Here is a 19,635-nt window from a genome sequence, read left to right as displayed (position 1 = left end):
AAGAGAAGCAATTATGATGTCATTACTTAAAAAAGCTTGGTCGGTTTTTGCCCGTCCGAGTGTTCATATCAGCTTGGGTGTACTTACCCTTGGTGGTTTCATCGCAGGTGTTATTTTCTGGGGTGGCTTTAATGTTGCGTTAGAAGCAACGAACACTGAAGAGTTCTGTGTAAGCTGTCACGCTGATAACATTGTACCTGAATACGCAGGTACTATTCATGATAAAAACCGTTCAGGTGTTCGTGCTACATGTCCTGACTGTCACGTTCCTCATGAATGGACTTCAAAGATTGCTCGTAAAATGCAAGCAAGTAAGGAAGTATTCGCACACGTATTCGGTTTTATTGATACTCCAGAGAAATTTGAAGAGCGTCGTATCGTTTTAGCCCAGCATGAATGGGATCGCTTTAGCGCAAACAAATCTCTTGAGTGCCGTAACTGTCATGACTATGACGGCATGGATTTCTCTAAAATGCAACCTACAGCACGTATTCAAATGCAAGGTGCAAAAGAGCGTGATCAAAGTTGTGTAGATTGTCATAAAGGTATTGCACATAGCCTTCCTGCAAATATGGATAGCTCTGGCGGTATGGTTAGTGAGTTAACTCAACTAGCAAGCAACACTAAATACGAAGATGGCCAAACTTATGTTTCTGTTCGTCACCTTCCAATGTATGAAGACGCTAAATTAACAATTGAAGCAGGCCTATTAAATCCAGCCTCTCAAGTAACTGTACTTGAAGAGAAAGGCGATGCAATGAAAGTTGCCATTGAAGGTTGGCGTAAAGTTAAAGGCTTCGGTCGTGTTATCCAAGAAGATTTTGGTATGAACATTGCGGTAGGTGCTTTACTTAAAGATGCAGCTCAGAACGATAAATTTGTTCAGAAATTTGAAACTAAAGAAGATGATCTAACAGGTCTACCTTGGCAGCGTGTAACTGTAAATCTATGGATGAAGAAAGAAGACTTCTTACCTGATTACACTACAGTTTGGCAGAAAGCGGAAGAGTCATACAAAACAAACTGTTCTGTATGTCACACACAACCAGCTGAAGCGCACTTCGATTCTAACACATGGCCTGGTATGTTTGACGGTATGATGGCATTCGTTAACTTCGATACAGACAGTAAGTCACTTGTATTGAAATACCTACAAAAACACTCTTCAGATTTTTCTGACGAAAAACACTAAGAATTAATGGAGTAGATAGAATTATGTCTATTAGCAGAAGAAGTTTTCTAAAAGGTGTTGCAACAACAAGTGCAGTATCTTTAGTAGGTCCAAGCCTACTAATGTCTTCAAAAGCCAATGCTGCAGAAACAACTGGCACATGGCGTACATCTGGCTCACACTGGGGTGCGTTCCGTGCGCACATCTATGGTGGCAAAGTACAAGAAATTACAGCGCTAGAAATGGATAAGCATCCAACAGATATGTTGAATGGTATCAAAGGGATTATTTATAGCCCAAGCCGTGTACGTTACCCAATGGTACGTTTAGATTGGCTGAAAAAACATAAGTACTCAGCTGAGACTCGTGGTAACAACCGTTTTGTGCGTGTAACTTGGGATGAAGCGTTAGATTTATTCTACCGTGAGCTTGAGCGTGTTCAAAAAGACTACGGTCCATGGGCGCTTCATGCTGGTCAAACTGGTTGGAACCAAACAGGTTCTTTCCACAACTGTACTGCTCAAATGCAACGTGCTGTTGGTATGCATGGTAACTTCATCAAGAAAGTAGGTGACTACTCGACGGGTGCAGGTCAAACAATCATGCCTTATGTTCTTGGTTCTACAGAAGTATATGCACAAGGTACTTCTTGGTCTGAGATCATCGAGCATTCAGATAACATTATTTTATGGGCAACGGATCCAGTTAAAAACCTACAAGTAGGTTGGAACTGTGAGACTCATGAATCTTACGCATACCTTGAAAAGCTAAAAGAAAAAGTAGCTGCAGGTAAAGTAAATGTGCTTTCTGTTGATCCAGTTAAAAACAAAACACAGCGTTACCTACAAAATGACCACATGTACTTAAACCCACAAACTGATGTGGCGTTCATGCTGGCTGTGGCTTACACGCTATATACAGAGAACTTGTACGACAAAGCATTCATTGATACTTACTGCCTAGGCTTTGATGAGTTTATGCAATACGTGCTTGGTGAAACTAAAGATAAAGTAGTTAAAACTCCTGAGTGGGCTTCTGAAATCTGTGGCGTATCACCTGAGCAAATTCGTGACTTTGCAAAAATGATGGCAACTGGTCGTACACAGATCCTATTTGGATGGTGTATCCAGCGTCAGCAGCACGGTGAACAACCATACTGGATGGGTACCGTTCTATCTGCAATGACGGGTCAAATTGGTCTTGCTGGTGGTGGTGTATCTTACAGTCACCACTACTCAAGTGTTGGTGTTCCTTCTACTGGTTTTGCAGGTCCTGGTGGCTTCCCACGTAACGTGGATCAAGGTCATGAGCCTAAGTGGAATAACAACGACTTCAATGGTTACAGCAATACTATTCCTGTAGCACGTTGGATCGACTGTCTATTAGAACCAGGTAAAGAGATCCGTTATAACGGTTCTAAAGTTGTACTGCCTGATTTCAAAATGATGGTTATTTCTGGTAACAACCCTTGGCATCACCACCAAGATCGTAACCGTATGAAGCAAGCATTCCAAAAACTTCAAACGGTTGTAACGATTGACTTTGCTTGGACGGCAACATGTCGTTTCTCTGATATCGTACTTCCAGCATGTACGCAATGGGAACGTAACGATATTGACCAATACGGTTCATACTCTGCACGTGGCTTAATTGCAATGCATAAGCTTGTCGATCCTTTATATCAATCACGATCTGACTTTGAGATCATGACTGAACTGACTCGTCGTTTTGGCCGTCATAAAGAATATACTCGTGGTATGGATGAAATGGAGTGGGTTCGTTCACTTTATGCTGAATGTCGTACAGCAAACGAAGGCAAATTTGATATGCCTGAATTTGATGTATTCTGGGAAAAAGGCGTTCTAGACTTCGGTGAAGGTAAACCATGGGTTCGTCACGCTGATTTCCGTAAAGACCCAGAAGTAAATGCACTAGGTACACCTTCTGGTTTCATTGAAATCACAAGCCGTAAGATTGCACGTTTTGGCTACGAAGAATGTCAAGGTCACCCTATGTGGTTCGAGAAATCAGAACGTTCACATGGCGGTCCAGGTTCTAAAGAACACCCATTCTGGATGCAATCTTGTCACCCTGACAAGCGTCTGCATTCACAAATGTGTGAATCTGAAGAGTTCCGTGCAACCTACGCTGTTCAAGGTCGTGAGCCTGTATACATTAACCCTCAAGATGCTAAAGAAAAAGGCATTAAAGATGGTGATTTAGTTCGCGTATTTAATGGCCGTGGCCAGCTTCTTGCTGGTGCTGTTCTTACTGATAGTTACCCTCGTGGTGTTATCCGTATCGAAGAAGGTGCATGGTACGGTCCATTGAATGAAAAAGTGGGCGCAATCTGTACTTATGGTGATCCAAATACACTAACACAAGATATTCCATCATCTGAGCTTGCTCAGGCGACATCAGCGAATACATGTCTAGTTAACTTTGAGAAATTCAAAGGTAAAGTACCACCAGTAACTTCATTTGGCGGCCCAATTATTGTTGAATAAGACAATAAAAGTAAATTAATTTAAAAAGCACCTATGTTTGGGTGCTTTTTTTATATATATATTTTATATATTACTAATTTATATATTTAAAAGGTTGCCAATATATAAAATAAATATAAAAACAATACTATTTTATAATAAGAGCGTTCTATTTTTTATTGATTTTACTATGAGAAAATCAAAATATGTATTATCCTCTCGCCGAAAATTTCACATAGGTGAAATCATTAGGATAATGCAAGAATGCTGCAAAAGTTACTTTCAAATTTAAAAACAAAATATCAAATATTAGTACCAGTTCTAGCTACTATCGTGGTAATGATGTTAGCTATCTATTTGGTTAATTCAAAATTAGAATCAACTAACCGTAATGTTCAAATATCAGATCATCGAAGTTATCAACTGAGTAATGTTTCTATTGCTGAGTCACGCTTACTGTTTCTTCGATTAAGTGTATCTGCAGGATTTACAAATATTGAATCATTAAAAACAATCGATTTTGATGGAATTAATTCTGAACTGAATTCTAATTTTACTAATATGGTAAATCAACAACGAACGTTGCAAAATATGGGGGCAGCCGTTAAGACTCCTGAGCAGCTTCAATCTGAATTGAATTTATTAATATCTCAATTGAATGATTACAAAAAGTACTCAGATGAGATTGTAAAATATAATGATAAAAAGATAAAAGAATGGGGCAACTCACTGTATCTAACGACGCCAATTCAACAGGCAAGTGAGCTAATATTCTCACAATCACAAAGTGAAGAATCACAGCTATATTGGGGAAAGGTAGTACCTGAAGTATACAATAAAGCAAGTAGCATCGAAATTCAGATGACTTCTCTATTTAATGACGATTTATATACATCGGTAAGTAAAACACCAAGAATAGATATCGTTAATAGAGACTTTGATGCATTAGCTAAACTGATTGAACCATTAGAGAATGAAGAAGCTAAAAGTATTCTTGTTTCTGCATTCAAGTCTCAATCTGAAATGAATATTGTATTATGGAATGCGACTAACGAAATAAATAAAAATAAGAAAGCATTAAGTACTCTTGGAAATACAATATATCAAGAGTTAAATGATGAAAGAGTTCGTCTAACTAAGATGAATGGCAGTATTTCAGAAGACAATATGGCATTAATTTCTGAAAGTCAGACATTACTGTTAACTGCTCTAATGGTTACTGTAATTATTTCTTTAATTATTGGTGTTGTTATTGCTCAGATCGTAACTAAACCAATTTTAGTACTTCAAGAGCAGATGTCAGATATTTCAAATGGCCGTCTAGATTCATTGAATAATCAATCAAGTGACAATGAAATTGGTGAGCTATGTAAAAATACAGACAGCACAGTAGTTCGCTTACAAGATATGATTAGTAGTTTACGTAACGTTGGTGAAGAAGTGTCTTCATCGTCAACGGAACTCGCTGCAATTATGGTACAAAGTGAAGCGAATGCATCAGATCAAAAATCTCAAGTTGATTTGATTGCAACGGCAATTACTGAATTGGCTGCTTCTGCAAATCAAGTAGATGCATCTGCAAATCAGGCGGATATTAAAGCTAAAGAAGTATTAGGAATGAGCAGAGATGGCGCTCAATCTGCTGCAGAAGGCGTGAAATTAAGTCAAGATCTTGCGATTCAGATGGATGAAACCTCTTCTGAAGTAATGATACTGAAAGATCAAACGGATCGCATTAGTGAAGTGATTACGGTTATCGATTCTATTTCTGAGCAAACGAATCTACTAGCATTAAACGCAGCGATTGAAGCGGCACGTGCTGGTGAGAGTGGTCGAGGTTTCGCGGTTGTTGCTGATGAAGTTCGCGTACTTGCTGCTAAGACTCAACAATCAACTCAGAATATTCAAGATATCATTAATAACTTGCAGCAAAAATCATTGACTGTGGTTGATTCAGTTAATCAGTCTATTAATATGATTCATAAAACTGCTCAGATGAGTCTTGATACTAATAATCAATTATTAAGTATTTCTGATTCAATAGAGCTTATCTCTCAAACTAATGCAGAAATGGCAACAGCTGCCAACGAGCAAAGTAGAGCGATAGAGTCTATTAGTGAAAACGTTAATGTGATCACTGAGAGTATTAATCAGAACGTAGAAGGGATTAAAGAATCTGCGCAAGCTAGCCAGCATTTATCTGAACTTTCTGAAAACCAAAGAGAACAATTGTTATTCTTTAAAGTATAAATTTATTGATTAGTTTACCAAGTCAGTATGAATGATACTGGCTTGGTATTTTTAATATTTACCCCCTCCAAACTCTCGCCCTTCATCTGTTATTGTTGCTTGTATCTTGAATAGTAGTATTCTATGGAAATTACACAGTTATCTGATTAATTTCGTTATAGAAACGAGCAGTAGGAAGTGCATGATGAACCCATTATTTTTCTTATGCGGACAAGAAACCATTCCTGTTCAAACCGATTTAGTTTATGAACTGCAAGACGACCAAGTTACTATGTGTTTTGCTGGCATTCATAACCTGCCTATCAATGATCATTATCTTGTTTTACAGTTCCCTACACAATTAGAGCATAACGCTAAGATTTTAGGTGATGGCTTTCAAATGCTATCTCAAACGGGTGGTCAGGTTAGCTCTCCTCAAGATATAGGTCGTTGCCCAGATAATAACGCCAGTTATCGTTTATATTCAGAAAAAGCCAAAAAACGTTTCTACAATTATTTAGTCATTGAGCAGTCCGATGGTTTTACATTATTTGGGTTCACGTCGTGCTATCGCTTTGCTGGTTATTTTGAAATCCATCAACATCAAGGTGAAATGAACGTAATGGCATTTCTTGATGGGGAACATACTCACCCTCAGGATTGGGCGAGTAATGAAATGGAAGCGGTTACCGTTATTCAAGCGGATTCACTTGATGAAATGTATGAACTTTATGCCGCAAAAGTACAGCAACAGCACCCGATTAGAGCAGGAGTAAAGCAAAATGCGCCTGTCGGATGGTGTTCATGGTATGCCTATTATGCAGATGTAACCGAACAAAACGTCTTAGATAACCTTGAAGTGATGAGTGATGAACAAGCTGAGCTTGAGTGGGTCTTACTGGATGATGGTTACCAAGCATTTATGGGGGATTGGTTAACACCGTCAAATAAATTCCCTAATGGCATTGAAAGCTTATTAGCGGCAATAAAAAGTAAAGGTAAAAAGCCCGCTATTTGGATTGCTCCGTTTATTGCTCAACCAGAGTCAGAGATCTTTAAAAATCATCCAGATTGGTTTGTACGTCATGAAAACGGTGAGTTATTAAAAGCGGAAGATATCACTTATGGAGGTTGGCGTTGCACACCTTGGTATATTCTTGATACTTCAAAACAAGCCGTGCAGATTCATTTAACAGAAGTGATTCGAACCATGAGAGAGGAGTGGGGAGTTGAACTTTTCAAATTGGATGCAAATTACTGGGGCTCATTAAAAGGTGCTCGTGTTCAGTCTGGGATCACAGGAATTGAAGCCTATCGTTTAGGTATGCAAGCCATTATTAATGGTGCTGGAGAGGCGTTGATTCTAGGGTGTAATGCGCCAATGTGGCCATCCTTAGGTCTTGTGGATGCAATGCGCGTTTCTGATGACGTAGAAAGGAAAGCTGAGCGATTTGAGCAAATTGCAAAAGAAACATTTTATCGTAGCTGGCAACATCGTAAATTATGGCAAATTGATCCGGATTGCATCACGTTAGTTTCCTTACCTAATCAAGGGGCGGAACGAAAAGATTATGAATTTCACCGCAATGTGATCTTAGCCGCTGGCGGATTAGCCTTATCTGGAGATCCGTTACCTGAGTTGAATAACTTTGCGAAGAAGACATGGAAGAATCTATTGTCACGTCATCGCCTAACACAAGATTCAGCCCAGTTTAAATCATTATCGAATCGTCACTGTACACTTCGACTTAATCATCAGCATGAGCTCCATTGTGTCTTTAACTATGATGATGAGCCAATGGAGCACACGTTAGTGGCTGATCAGCCTTCAATTTGGCGTGATTTTTGGACCGGTGAGCAACTGAATGACGAGCCTGCGCAGATGTTATTACTGACCTTAGAAAGTGGCTTAAGTAGCCGCGCAATCTTGGTATCGATCTAAATAACCTCAACTCGGGATAATCTAAGCCATTCAGTACTGTTTCTTTAGCGCCTAACTGCGTTAAAATCAACGTAATAGGCAAGCTATTGACTTGTGATTTTGCCTTGTTATGCATCTAAATTAACATTACTGACTTATTGGTTTAATTTAAGTGCATGAAAAATTTACTACTCGACTTTCTTATCCCGAGTTGAGGTTACATAGTCCCATCTTTATTATTGATAATAGAGATGGGATTTATTTAGTCTAATCTAGCACTCAATTTTAGGTGTCGCTGCACTAATACGCTGTTTTCTATCATGTGTAGGGGCATCAAAATGGCTCGCTAAAAGGCGCTGTGTAATAGAGTGTTGAGGGTTTGCAAAGATCTCTTGGGTTGGACCTTTCTCTACCACTTCCCCTTCATGCATCACCATCACTTTGTCGGTAATATGTTTTACTACACCAATATGTTGCGATACGTAGATAAATGAAATCGCCATCTCTTGTTGAAGCTCTAAAAACAGGTTAATGATTTGAGAACGCATCGCCATATCGAGTCCATTCAACGCTTCATCTGCAACAATAATAGACGGCTGTAAGATTAGAGCACGAGCCAAACAGACCCGCTGTTTTTGGCCTGTCGCCAGCATTTGTGGGTAGAAGTAAGCGTGTTCAGGTAACAAGCCAACACGTTGCAGAGTATCTTTAACACGGCGTTCTCTTGCTTCTGGAGGCATGCTGGTATTACGCTTCAATGGACCTTCTAGAATTCGGCCTATTTGAATTCGAGGATTTAACGATGAGTTAGGGTCCTGAAAAATCATACGTATTAATTTACAACGAGTTTGAAAATCTTTGTAATCTAAAACCTCACCATTAACTTTAATGATGCCAGAAGTAGGTTCTACGACACCTGCAAGCATTCTTGCTAAGGTTGATTTACCTGAGCCGTTCGCACCAATAAAACCTATTGTTTGTCCTGCTTCTAACGAAAAGCTGACGGGTTTAACCGCTTCTCGTACTTGTTTGCGAAATAACCCAGTACGAAAAACGTAATCTTTTTTAAGATCAGTGACCTCAAGAAGCGCAGTCATTCTTCTTCTCCTCAAAGTTTAATGGGAAATGGCAGCTAAATTTGTGATCTTTCACTTTACGACCTTCAGGGACTTGCACGCATTTTCTTTGAGCATAAGGACAACGAGGACCTAAACGACAGCCAATAGGTAAATGCTGTAATGGTGGAATTGTTCCAGGCAATGATTCTAACTTGGCCTTATGGGGGATCCCATCTTTGCTAAAATCAGGCATGGCCCGTAAAAGCGCATTAGTATAAGGATGTTTTGGTGCTTCTAAAATATCTTTACGACAAGCAGACTCAACCGATTGACCGCAGTACATTACGGTGATTCTATCTACCCATTGCGTTAAAGTGATTAAGTCATGACTGATTAGCAGAATCGTTGTGTTATTAACTTGATTCATGCGGCTTAATAAACGGAATATTTGTGACTGGGTCACAGCATCCAATTCATCGGTTGGTTCATCAGCAATTAAGATACGAGGCTTATTGGCAATAGCCATAGCGATCATTACTTTTTGACATTCACCATCCGTTAACTCATATGGATAACATTTCATGATGTGTTTATGATCTTTGATCCCTACTTTATGAAGTAGAGCAATAGCGCCTTTCGTACGCCAATTCCAACGCTGCCACCAACTGCCAGTAAAGTACTTTGATGGAATTGCTTCTTTTAATTGGTTACCTACTTGCTCTGATGGATCGAGACAGGTCGACGGTTCTTGAAAGATCATCGCCATTTCACGCCCAATTACTCGGCGGCGTTCTTTTGGAGACAATGCAAGAAGGTCAATATTACCTAATCGCATTCTATCAGCACTGATCTTCCAGTTATCTTTGGTGATCCCTAAAATTGCTTTAGCGACAAGAGACTTACCTGAACCTGATTCACCTACCAACCCACGAATTTCACCTTCATTAAGTGTTAGGCTCATACGGTCGACAGCTTTTACCATACCTTGGGGCGTTTCAAGCTCAATGGTTAAGTGACGAATATCTAATAAAGGCATTACTCAGTCCCCGCATTTAGTGCACGCTGAATACCATCACCAACTAAGTTAATGATAATAACCGTAAAGGTAATGACGATACCAGGTAACGTTACTGTCCACGGAGCGGTATAAATTAACTCAATAGAGTCACCTAACATTACTCCCCATTCAGGACTTGGTGCTTGTGCGCCTAAACCGAGAAAACCCAGAGCGGTAATATCTAAAATAGCCACTGAAATCGCTAATGTCATTTCTGCGACGATAACAATGAGAATATTTGGAAGTACAGAATTCCATAAAAGGTAGAAGTCGTTCGCACCATCAAGTCGGGCAGCAAGGACATAATCTTTTTCTACCTCATTATGAACCGCAGTGTATACAGCGCGAATAAAACGAGGAATGAGAGCTAACCAGATTGCCAACAAAATATTAAATTCCCCAAACCCTAAGAAAGCAACAAAAATAATAGCGAGCAATAGGGAAGGAATAGAGAGAATGGTATCTAATAGGTGATTTAAAGCACTTGATAATAACCCTTTAGTCATACCAGCAAAAATACCAATGGTGCAGCCAACAAAGCCAGAAAATAGCGCCACAATTACAGCATAGCCAAAAGTTAATTGTGATCCCATTAATAAACGAGAGAGAATATCTCGACCTAAATCATCGGTACCCAAGAAGAACGCAACATCGCCTTCAGAACTCCATGATGGCGGCATTAATAGATTCTCTGATTGCCATTGAGGATCATAAGGACTCAGCCATGGTGAAGTGATGGTTATTATAATAATTAATAATAAACACCAAAATCCAAACATAGCTAAGGAATTCGTTCGAAAACTTAACCAAAAACGTTCCATTTGCGTTGGAATATGTTCTTCTTGATAAACACTATTTGAGAGCATAGAACTCTTTCCTTACTAATGGATTTACTGCGGCACCTAATAAATCAGACAGAATATTTGCGAATAAAATAAATGAAGCAACAGTAATTACCCCTGCTTGAACAGCAACAAAATCTTGATTAATAATAGCATCCAAAAGCCAGCGGCCAATACCAGGCCAGTTAAAAATAGATTCAGTTAAAATAGCCGCAGTAAATAGGCCTGATAGTTGTATGCCTAGTTTCGGGATAATAGGCGGGAGCGCATTACGAATAATATGCTTAATCATAATTTGAAATTTAGACAGCCCTTTTGTATGAGCGACTTTAATGTAATTTTGAGTAATTACCGTAGAAACAGAAGAGCGCATCAAGCGAATGACCTCTGTCATTGGTGCAATTGAAAGTACCAACGTAGGCAATATTAAGTGCTGAATAATGTTTTCGAGCATTTCTGCACGGTACGGAGAGTTAGAAGCTAATACATCGATAAAGGCAAACCCTGTTTTAGTATCAAATTCATACAACAAACTGTAACGACCAGAAACAGGAGTAATACCAAGCTGCAAGCTAAAAAACATGAGTAATATTAATGCTATCCAAAACAAAGGCATAGCGTAGCCAAGTAAAGCAATGGATGAAATAAAGGTATCCATTGGTTTACCTTGACGCATACCTGCAATGGTCCCAACAGGGGTCCCTATGATAAGGGCGATAAAAAAGGCAAAGAAGCACAATTCAATGGTAGCAGGGAAAACACGCAGAATTTCATCTAGCATATTTACACCGTATTCGTTCACACCAAGGTTTCCGCTAGTTAATTGGCCCAAGTAGGTGAACCAGCCAGAGAAGAAAGAGGTTTGCGCCCATGCAGAGCTATCGTCAAGACGTAGAATATTGAAACCGATTAAGGTTAGGATCAATAGCGTAATAATGAATAAATTAAAACGTCGTATCGTGTAAATCCACATTATATCTCCTCCTTAATTCTGATAATGTTATGGAATGGATAGGTATTGAATGGACTTAATGTAAAACCGTGTAACGAAGATTGGTTCGCTTGATATTTTACGCCATGTGCTAATGGTATTATTGGCATTTCTTCGCTCAATAGATTTTGGATCTGACGATATAAGTTAATACGATAGCGAGGTTGATTCGTTTCTTTTGCTAAATCAAGCAAGAAATCAAATTCCTCATTACACCAATTGGCAACACCAAATCCCGCTTGTTTTGCGTCACATGAAAGCAATGGTCGAAGCATAGTATCAGGGTCTGAGCTGTTAGCATTCCAGCCTGTTAATACTAAATCGATGTTATTCTCTGCGAGTTCATTACGGTTTAACAAATCGCTAGTAATTAATTTAAGCTTAATCCCGATGTCTGAAAAATTGCTCTGAATAATTTCAGCTGACTTTTTAGGGCTTGGATTATAAGAGTTATTATCAAGAGGCACCCACATCGTCAGTTCAATTTCATCTTCTATACCAGCTTCACGTAATAATCCTTTTGCGTAATTTAGGTTATAGCGAATAAAAGAGCTGTCATTACCATAAGCCCAAGAAGCTGGAGGTAAGATCGACTTTGCCTCAATACCTGAATTATAGTAAACCGAGTTAATTAAGCTTGAACGGTCAATCGCAAAATTGAGCGCTTTACGCACACGTTGATCTTGTAATAATGGGTTTTCTGTATTAATAGCAATAAAAGCAACGTTAGTTGCCGTTTGTGAATACAAAGTCAATTCGTCATTTTCAATAATAATAGGTAATTGACTGGATATAGGGTTTGCTACCACATCGCACTCTTGGCGCAGTAGTTTTGCTAATGAACCTGTCCCTCTACTTGATATATCAAATACCACTTGCGACATCTTAGCCTTACCTTGCCAGTAGTTGTCGTGTCGTTTTAAACGCACCATTTCACTTTTTTGAAATTGCGACAGTTTAAAAGGACCAGTACCGACAGGTAGTGAATCAATTAGGTTTTTATCGTCAGAGGCCGCAAGTTGCTGGGCATATTCTTTTGAGAGAATAACCGCGTAAGAGGTTGCTAAAGAAGATAAAAAGGTATTATCAGGTGAAGAAAGCGTGAATTGAACCTGATGCGGGTTAATGGCTTCTATTGAGGTCACTGTTTGAGGGAAATTGATACTATCAAACCATGGGTAATGTCCTGAATTGACATTGTGATATGAATTATCAGGGTTTATTATGCGCTCAAAACTAAAAACAACGTCATTTGCATTTAAAAAGCGTGTTGGTGTAAATAAGTCAGTAGTATGAAATGCAACGTTAGGTTGTAAAGTAAAAGTGTAAACCGTTCCAGTCTTATCAACTTGCCATTCGCTGGCTAAATTTGGCGATGGCTTTTGCGTAACGGGATCAATTATAAGCAGGCGATCATAGATCTGAGCGCTAACGGCTTCCAGAATGCTGTTTTCATCAGAGATTTGTGGATTAAAAGTATCCAGATTTCCTGACTCACAGTAAACGAACCCTGTTTCATGGATTGTTTGTTTAATCCCCGCATCATAACAACCAACAAGACTAAATAATCCTGTTGCCGTTATGAGTATGCGCGCAATAATTTTCATAATGACCGCAGCTTTTTATCGATTTTAATTAATGAACCTGCCATTTTATACCCAAGTGACTGGTTCTGCACTTAAATATCTAAGATTATCCCTTGATTGTGGTCAAGAGTTGGTGCTTTTTCAATAATCCACGAAATTGATGGTAAGTAATGCCTAATTCTTCAGCAGCTTTTCGTTGATGATGTTGTGATTTTAATAGCGCTTGTTCAAGTAGTGCTTTCTCTTGATCTATTTGAAATTGTTTTAAATTCAATGGTAGCGATATCGCTTGTTCTTCTCTTTCTTGAGCATTGAGTATAGCTGAAGGAGAAGAGGTTAACTGAGAGTCTGCCCAGGGAGAAACAAAAGGGTTGAGCTGAATTGACTCGATTTGAGCCTCTTCATGATTATGCTTAAACACGGCTCTTTCAATACAGTTTCTTAACTCACGGACGTTACCGGGCCAGTCATAACCTAAGATTTGATGCTGAGCATAACGTGAAAATCCTACAAAATACGTTAAGTTCATTTCTTGGCACATCTTTATTGCAAAATGTTCGGCAAGTAACAGTACGTCTTGCTCTCGGTATCGTAGCGGGGGTAAATGAATCACATCAAAAGATAATCGATCTAATAAATCAGCTCTAAATTTATTTTCTGCTATTAAGTCTTGCGGGTTTTGGTTGGTCGCACAAATCAAGCGAACGTCTGCTTTTAAGGTTTGAGATCCACCAACGCGTTCATATTCACCATACTCAATCACTCGAAGCAACTTTTCTTGTACGGTTAAAGGCGCGGTTCCTAGTTCATCTAAAAAGAGGGAACCACCATCAGCACGTTCGAATCGACCTTGGTGACGCTGTTTTGCTCCCGTAAATGAGCCTGCGTCATGACCAAAAAGTTCAGAATCTAATGTGCCAGAGCTTAAGGCGGCACAGTTTAAACTCACTAGTGGCTCATCCCATCGCTTTGATAGAAAGTGAAGTCGTTGAGCAATTAACTCTTTTCCGGTTCCGCGTTCACCAAGAATTAGGATTGGTCTATCTATCGTCGCCAATTGAGATGCCTGGTCTAACGCAGATAAAAACGCATCCGATTCGCCGATTAAGCTGTCTTTTCTCATGCTTTACCTTAACTTAATTGGTCAATATTACTAAATAATGGTTATTTTAATCATATCCTAAAATGGCACACTCGTCGATTTGTTGTAAGTTATTGATTTTTAATGAGTGAAAACTTGGCATGTATTGTGTAATAGTCATAGTAGATTTAAAAATAGTTATCTAAATTGATATTAATTGAGAGGAATAAATTATGGGTATTTTTTCACGCTTTGCAGACATCGTTAATGCCAATGTAACTTCTTTACTGGATAAAGCCGAGAATCCAGAAAAAATGATCCGTTTAATTATTCAAGAGATGGAAGACACATTAGTTGAGGTTCGAACTGCATCAGCAAAAGCAATCGCAGATAAAAAAGAGCTGACACGCAAAATTGGTTCAATTGAAGCGCAAGTGATCGATTGGCAAGAAAAGGCAAGTTTAGCCTTAGTTAAACAACGTGAAGACTTAGCGCGTTCAGCATTGATTGAAAAACAAAAAGTACAAGACGTACTATCAAGCCTAAAAACAGAATTCATCCTTGTAGAAGAAAGCATTGAGAAGTTGACCACAGAATTAACTGAGTTAGAGACTAAACTGACAGAAACTCGTGCGCGTCAACAAGCGCTTGTTATTCGTCAACAAACGGCGCAGCATCGTAATGATATTAAAGCCCATACACATTCAGGAAAAACAGAACGTGCAATGGCAAAGTTTGAACAATATGAGCGTCGTATTGACGAATTGGATGCAAAGGCAGACACTTACTCAATGGGTAAAGCAAACTCACTAGAACAAGAATTTGCAGAGCTGCAAGCGCAAGATGAAATTGAAAAAGAATTAGAGCGTCTAAAAGAACAAATGAAAAAAGACGCATAATAGATTACAAGAGTTGATCGAATTTGAATTACTAAGGAGAAAACAATGAGCGGCTTTTTTGCTTTCCCATTGGTTATATTTTTTATTTTTGTTGCCCCGTTATGGCTGTTTTTACATTACCGAAGCAAAGGTAAAACAGCACAAGGTCTGTCACATGAAGATACACAGTTATTAAAAACAATGACAGAACGTGCGGATAAAATGCAACGTCGTGTTGAAACATTAGAGAAAATTCTGGATGCAGAATCCCCGAGTTGGAGGGAGCGCTAATGTCAAAAGAACTGTATAGAGATACTCGAAATGGAAAGATTGGTGGTGTCTGCGCAGGTATCGCTCAGTACTTTGGTATTGAACCTTGGATAGTGCGTATTTTGGTGGTATCCGCGGCATTGTTTAGCGCAGGTTTTTTAGTCATGTTGGCGTACTTTGCAGCCATGCTGTTTTTAGATAAAGCACCGGTTGAAATGTACTACCGAACAGAAGAGAAGCGTGAGCACACAGTAAAAAGTAAACCATGGCAAGCGGGTCAATCAGCATCAGAAGTGATTAAGCGTGTTGATAAAGACATGGCCAGAATGGAAGAGAAGATCCGCCGAATGGAAGGGTATGTTACTTCTTCTGAATACAAGGTTCGCCGCGAATTTCGTAACCTTTAATTAAGCAATAACTAAGACCTTGTTCATGGGGTGTTCAGATTCAGTTCTGTACACTCCATTTGTTGTTTGTAGAAAGAGAGAAATATGAATGAGTAGATTAACCAAAGAAATGAATAAATTAGTCAGCCGCAGTATGGATCGTCACGTCAAATTGGCGGTTACAGGGTTGTCGCGCGCAGGTAAGACGGCGTTTATTACCTCTTTGGTTAATCAGTGCTTACATGCCGCTTCAAGCGATAAATTACCTTTATTATCAGTGACCCGTGAAGGGCGAATGATTGGTGCGAAACGCATACCGCAATCAAATCTTTCTATTCCTAGTTTTACATATGATGAAGGGATGGATTCATTACTTGCTGAGCCGCCAACCTGGCCTGAACCTACACGGGATGTGAGTGAATTACGTTTAGCTATTAAATTTAAACCTAAATCGGGGTTGTTAAAACATTTGCAAGACAGCGCGACTTTATACGTTGATATTGTCGATTATCCGGGAGAGTGGCTATTGGATCTTCCATTACTGGATATGGATTATCTTGAATGGTCAAAGCAACAGCAGGTTAACTTAACTGGGCATAGAAAAATACTCTCTGAAGCATGGCTAAAAGAGGCGAAAAAGTTAGATCCTTTAGCGCCTGTCGATGAAAAACAAATCAGTCATATTGCAGAGTTATTTACTCAGTATCTTCATAGCTGTAAAGATTCTCAGGGTCTGCACTGGGTACAACCGGGGCGTTTTGTATTACCTGGAGAACTAGCGGGTGCACCGGTCTTGCAGTTTTTCCCATTTATGTTTTTGCATAAATACACAGAAGAAGAGCTAGCAAAAGCGAAGAAAGATTCGAATATTTCGATACTAAAAAAACGCTATAAACATTATCAACAGCACGTTGTGAAGAAGTTTTATAACGAGCATTTTAGACATTTTGATCGTCAAATTGTCTTGGTCGACTGTTTACAGCCATTAAATGCAGGTGAACAGTCATTTAATGATATGCGCCAAGCGGTTGATCAACTGATGCACAGCTTTCAATATGGTAAAAGTTCGATGTTAAAACGTCTGTTTTCGCCAAAAATTGATAAGGTACTATTTGCGGCAACCAAGGCAGATCATGTGACACCAGAGCAACACCCAAATATGGTTTTGTTACTGCAACAGATGATCCATCAAACATGGCAAGAAACGGCGTACGAAGGCATTAAAATGGAGTGCATGAGCATTGCGTCCATTCAGGCGACAACGGCCGGTATGATTGAAGATAATGGTGAGTTATGTGCTGCAATTTCTGGGATTAACAGTGAACAAAAACCATTAATGATGTTCCCGGGAGAGGTGCCAAAACGCATCCCGAGTAAAGCCTACTGGGAAACAGAGCCATTTAACTTTATGAGCTTTCAACCGTTGCACAATGAGAATGACAAACCGCTGCAACACATCCGAATGGATAAGGCGATGCAATTCTTGTTAGGGGATAAATTAGTATGAGTGAGTTAAAAAAACAGCGTATCTTTCAAGCCTCGTCTCAAGAACTAGAGCAAGATACCGAAACCCTTGATAACCTTCAAACTCAAAAGCTATTTGAAGAGAATGTTAAATTTGTTCCTCAAGCTATCGAAGAAGAGGAATTGGATGGTGTGGATATTGAAACGCCATTAATCAAAAAGAAAACCCATTGGAGTATTAAAACGTTAATTGGTGGCTTCCTTGGTTTAACGGTGTGGCAAAGTGTTGATCATGTGATTACTGCCATTCAATCGGCTGATTTCTTATCGCTGGGCTGGGCTGGGTTAATTAGTCTGGCGGCTGTTATGGGAGTGACAGCGATTGGTCGTGAATTATGGACATTACATAAGCTTAAAAAACGAGCAGAAGTTCAACAGCAAGTGACTGAATTAGTCGAAGGTAATGGTATTGGGCAAGCCAAATCGTTTTGTGAAGATTTAGCGAAAAAGGGCTCAACGGCAAAAACAGCTGAGTATACTCGTTGGCAAAACAGCATTGAATCTCATCACAATAACGCTGAAGTATTTGAAATGTATGACAGCATGGTGGTGGCAGAGCAAGATAAACGCGCAAGAGCTTTAATCAGTAAACACGCAGGTGAGTCAGCATTAATGGTGGCATTAAGCCCATTAGCTGTCGTCGATATGCTATTAGTGGCATGGCGAAATATTCGATTAATCGAGCAAGTGTCCCAAGTGTACGGAGTAGAGCTTGGTTACTGGGGACGTTTACGTTTGTTCAAAATGGTTTTGCAAAACATGGCTTTTGCCGGGGCAACAGAAATGGCGACCGATGTTGGTGTGGATATGTTATCAACGGGGTTGGCAGGCAAGCTCTCTACTCGTGCAGCACAAGGATTGGGGATTGGTTTATTAACGGCCCGTTTTGGATTAAGAACAATGAGTCTAATGCGTCCATTACCATGGCAAGTGGGTGAAGCACCAAAGCTCTCAGATATGCGTAAAACCATCGTTAGTCAATTAGCGTCTAAATTGGGTTCTCAGCATAAAAATTAATCCATACAGATAACATTCTTATAAAAATCATATTATCTCAAAATTAATTAGTGATAGTATGACCTCATTAGTCGGGGAGCCAATAGGCTGAGATCGCAATAGCGAACCCGTTGAACCTGATTCAGTTAGTACTGACGTAGGGAACTAATGGTCCTCTTGACTCGATCGCCTCTGATCCGTTTCTTTAGGTGAGATCTTGCGTACCAACGTAGAGATATTCTCATTCGACTGTTTTTCCTGAGCGTTAGTTAGGGAAAATAATTATGTCTACATTCGTTACTACAGCACCTTTGGCATCACCTGTTTTAAATAAGTTATCTACTATTACTCCTATTGTATTAACTATTGCAGGGTCTGATAGTGGTGGTGGCGCAGGGATCCAAGCTGATATTAAAGCCATCTCAGCAACTGGAGGCTATGCGTGCTCTGTTATTACCGCATTAACGGCTCAAAACACCCAAGGCGTTACGGGCATTTATTCAATCAGCAGTGAATTTGTAGAACAGCAGCTTGATGCCGTTTTTTCTGATCTAAATGTGATTGCCGTTAAAGTCGGAATGCTAAGTGATTCTGATGTCATTCATTCTGTCGCAAAAAAAATCAAACAATATTCTCCTCAATACGTGGTGGTTGATCCCGTAATGGTCGCCACCAGTGGCGATTTGCTACTTCAGGCATCTGCTATTGATAGCCTTAAATCTGAACTTCTTCCTCTTGCTGATGTGATCACACCAAATCTTCCTGAAGCTTCGGCATTAATTGGTGTTAAAGTTCCTAAAAATGAAGGTGAAATGACAGCCATCATTGATGAACTTCGTCAATTAGGTGCAAAATCAGTGTTACTAAAAGGAGGGCATTTAGAGGAAAGTACCAATAGTACGGATTTATTTATTGGTGCCGATTCAGTTGAGCGTTTGTCGGCGGCACGTATTAATACTCATAATACACACGGGACAGGTTGCACTCTATCTTCAGCCATTGCATCTTATTTGGCTCAAGGTTATGAGCTGCATGCTGCAGTTAGGCTAGGTAAGGAATATATCACCCAAGCAATTGTTCATGCAGATGAGTTAATTATTGGGAAAGGGCATGGACCAGTCAATCATTTCTTTGATAGAAATAAAGCAATTTAAATTAT

General features: G+C 39.5%; 16 protein-coding genes and 1 riboswitch. Of the genes, 10 read left to right on the top strand and 6 right to left on the bottom strand.

Going from position 1 to position 19,635, the window contains the following annotated elements:
- Nucleotides 1-13 precede the first annotated feature (13 nt).
- The 4 genes from torC (at nt 14) to PVK70_RS04930 (ending at nt 7,828) form a co-directional block, all read left to right on the top strand.
- Nucleotides 14-1,192 carry a pentaheme c-type cytochrome TorC gene (gene torC, locus PVK70_RS04945; RefSeq protein ID WP_130047632.1) on the top strand — a complete coding sequence of 393 codons (1,179 nt, stop codon included), beginning with the start codon at nt 14-16 and terminating at the stop codon, nt 1,190-1,192.
- A 23-nt stretch (nt 1,193-1,215) separates the two neighbouring features.
- Entirely contained in the window at nt 1,216-3,678 is a 2,463-nt protein-coding gene (torA, locus tag PVK70_RS04940; protein ID WP_130047633.1) for a trimethylamine-N-oxide reductase TorA, read from the top strand.
- 243 nt (nt 3,679-3,921) lie between these two features.
- Nucleotides 3,922-5,907, top strand: coding sequence for a methyl-accepting chemotaxis protein (locus PVK70_RS04935; RefSeq protein ID WP_130047634.1), 1,986 nt, complete (start codon nt 3,922-3,924; stop codon nt 5,905-5,907).
- Between the two features lie 181 nt (nt 5,908-6,088).
- A complete protein-coding gene (locus tag PVK70_RS04930; RefSeq protein ID WP_130047635.1) occupies nt 6,089-7,828 on the top strand; it encodes a glycoside hydrolase family 36 protein in 1,740 nt (579 codons plus the stop codon).
- 251 nt (nt 7,829-8,079) lie between these two features.
- Here PVK70_RS04930 and PVK70_RS04925 read toward each other — a convergent pair whose 3' ends face one another.
- The 6 genes from PVK70_RS04925 to pspF all read right to left on the bottom strand — a co-directional run bounded on the left by PVK70_RS04925 (nt 8,080) and on the right by pspF (nt 14,464).
- The gene (locus PVK70_RS04925) at nt 8,080-8,904 is read right to left on the bottom strand and encodes a peptide ABC transporter ATP-binding protein (protein ID WP_130047636.1); all 825 of its coding nucleotides are present in this window, start codon (nt 8,902-8,904) and stop codon (nt 8,080-8,082) included.
- Entirely contained in the window at nt 8,888-9,901 is a 1,014-nt protein-coding gene (locus PVK70_RS04920) for a peptide ABC transporter ATP-binding protein (RefSeq protein ID WP_130045388.1), read from the bottom strand. The genes PVK70_RS04925 and PVK70_RS04920 overlap by 17 nt, the downstream gene beginning before the upstream one ends.
- Nucleotides 9,901-10,788 carry a putrescine export ABC transporter permease SapC gene (gene sapC / locus PVK70_RS04915; protein ID WP_130047637.1) on the bottom strand — a complete coding sequence of 296 codons (888 nt, stop codon included), beginning with the start codon at nt 10,786-10,788 and terminating at the stop codon, nt 9,901-9,903. The genes PVK70_RS04920 and sapC overlap by 1 nt, the downstream gene beginning before the upstream one ends.
- Nucleotides 10,775-11,737, bottom strand: coding sequence for an ABC transporter permease (locus PVK70_RS04910; protein WP_130045390.1), 963 nt, complete (start codon nt 11,735-11,737; stop codon nt 10,775-10,777). The genes sapC and PVK70_RS04910 overlap by 14 nt, the downstream gene beginning before the upstream one ends.
- Nucleotides 11,737-13,362 carry an ABC transporter substrate-binding protein SapA gene (gene sapA / locus PVK70_RS04905; protein WP_130047638.1) on the bottom strand — a complete coding sequence of 542 codons (1,626 nt, stop codon included), beginning with the start codon at nt 13,360-13,362 and terminating at the stop codon, nt 11,737-11,739. The genes PVK70_RS04910 and sapA overlap by 1 nt, the downstream gene beginning before the upstream one ends.
- An 85-nt stretch (nt 13,363-13,447) precedes the next feature.
- Nucleotides 13,448-14,464 carry a phage shock protein operon transcriptional activator gene (pspF, locus tag PVK70_RS04900; protein ID WP_130047639.1) on the bottom strand — a complete coding sequence of 339 codons (1,017 nt, stop codon included), beginning with the start codon at nt 14,462-14,464 and terminating at the stop codon, nt 13,448-13,450.
- Between the two features lie 191 nt (nt 14,465-14,655).
- Here pspF and pspA point away from each other — a divergent pair, with 191 nt between their 5' ends.
- The 6 genes from pspA to thiD all read left to right on the top strand — a co-directional run bounded on the left by pspA (nt 14,656) and on the right by thiD (nt 19,630).
- Entirely contained in the window at nt 14,656-15,321 is a 666-nt protein-coding gene (gene pspA, locus PVK70_RS04895; protein ID WP_130047640.1) for a phage shock protein PspA, read from the top strand.
- 45 nt (nt 15,322-15,366) lie between these two features.
- A complete protein-coding gene (gene pspB, locus PVK70_RS04890) occupies nt 15,367-15,591 on the top strand; it encodes an envelope stress response membrane protein PspB (RefSeq protein WP_012551815.1) in 225 nt (74 codons plus the stop codon).
- Nucleotides 15,591-15,977, top strand: a complete 387-nt coding sequence (gene pspC / locus PVK70_RS04885) for an envelope stress response membrane protein PspC (protein ID WP_130047641.1) — start codon at nt 15,591-15,593, stop codon at nt 15,975-15,977. The genes pspB and pspC overlap by 1 nt, the downstream gene beginning before the upstream one ends.
- An 88-nt stretch (nt 15,978-16,065) precedes the next feature.
- The gene (locus PVK70_RS04880) at nt 16,066-17,463 is read left to right on the top strand and encodes a YcjX family protein (protein WP_130047642.1); all 1,398 of its coding nucleotides are present in this window, start codon (nt 16,066-16,068) and stop codon (nt 17,461-17,463) included.
- Complete coding sequence (locus PVK70_RS04875) at nt 17,460-18,497, top strand: YcjF family protein (protein WP_130047643.1); 1,038 nt, start codon at nt 17,460-17,462, stop codon at nt 18,495-18,497. Before PVK70_RS04880 ends, PVK70_RS04875 begins: the two co-directional genes overlap by 4 nt.
- Nucleotides 18,498-18,559: 62 nt before the next feature.
- A riboswitch (TPP riboswitch) is annotated at nt 18,560-18,657 on the top strand.
- Nucleotides 18,658-18,760: 103 nt separating this feature from the next.
- The gene (thiD, locus tag PVK70_RS04870; RefSeq protein WP_130047644.1) at nt 18,761-19,630 is read left to right on the top strand and encodes a bifunctional hydroxymethylpyrimidine kinase/phosphomethylpyrimidine kinase; all 870 of its coding nucleotides are present in this window, start codon (nt 18,761-18,763) and stop codon (nt 19,628-19,630) included.
- Nucleotides 19,631-19,635: the final 5 nt, after the last annotated feature.

The organism is Aliivibrio sp. A6, from assembly GCF_028765505.1.
Classification (GTDB): Bacteria; Pseudomonadota; Gammaproteobacteria; order Enterobacterales; family Vibrionaceae; genus Aliivibrio; species Aliivibrio finisterrensis_A.
The sequence above is the reverse complement of the archived record's forward strand: the minus strand, read 5'-3'. Positions and strand labels throughout refer to the sequence as shown.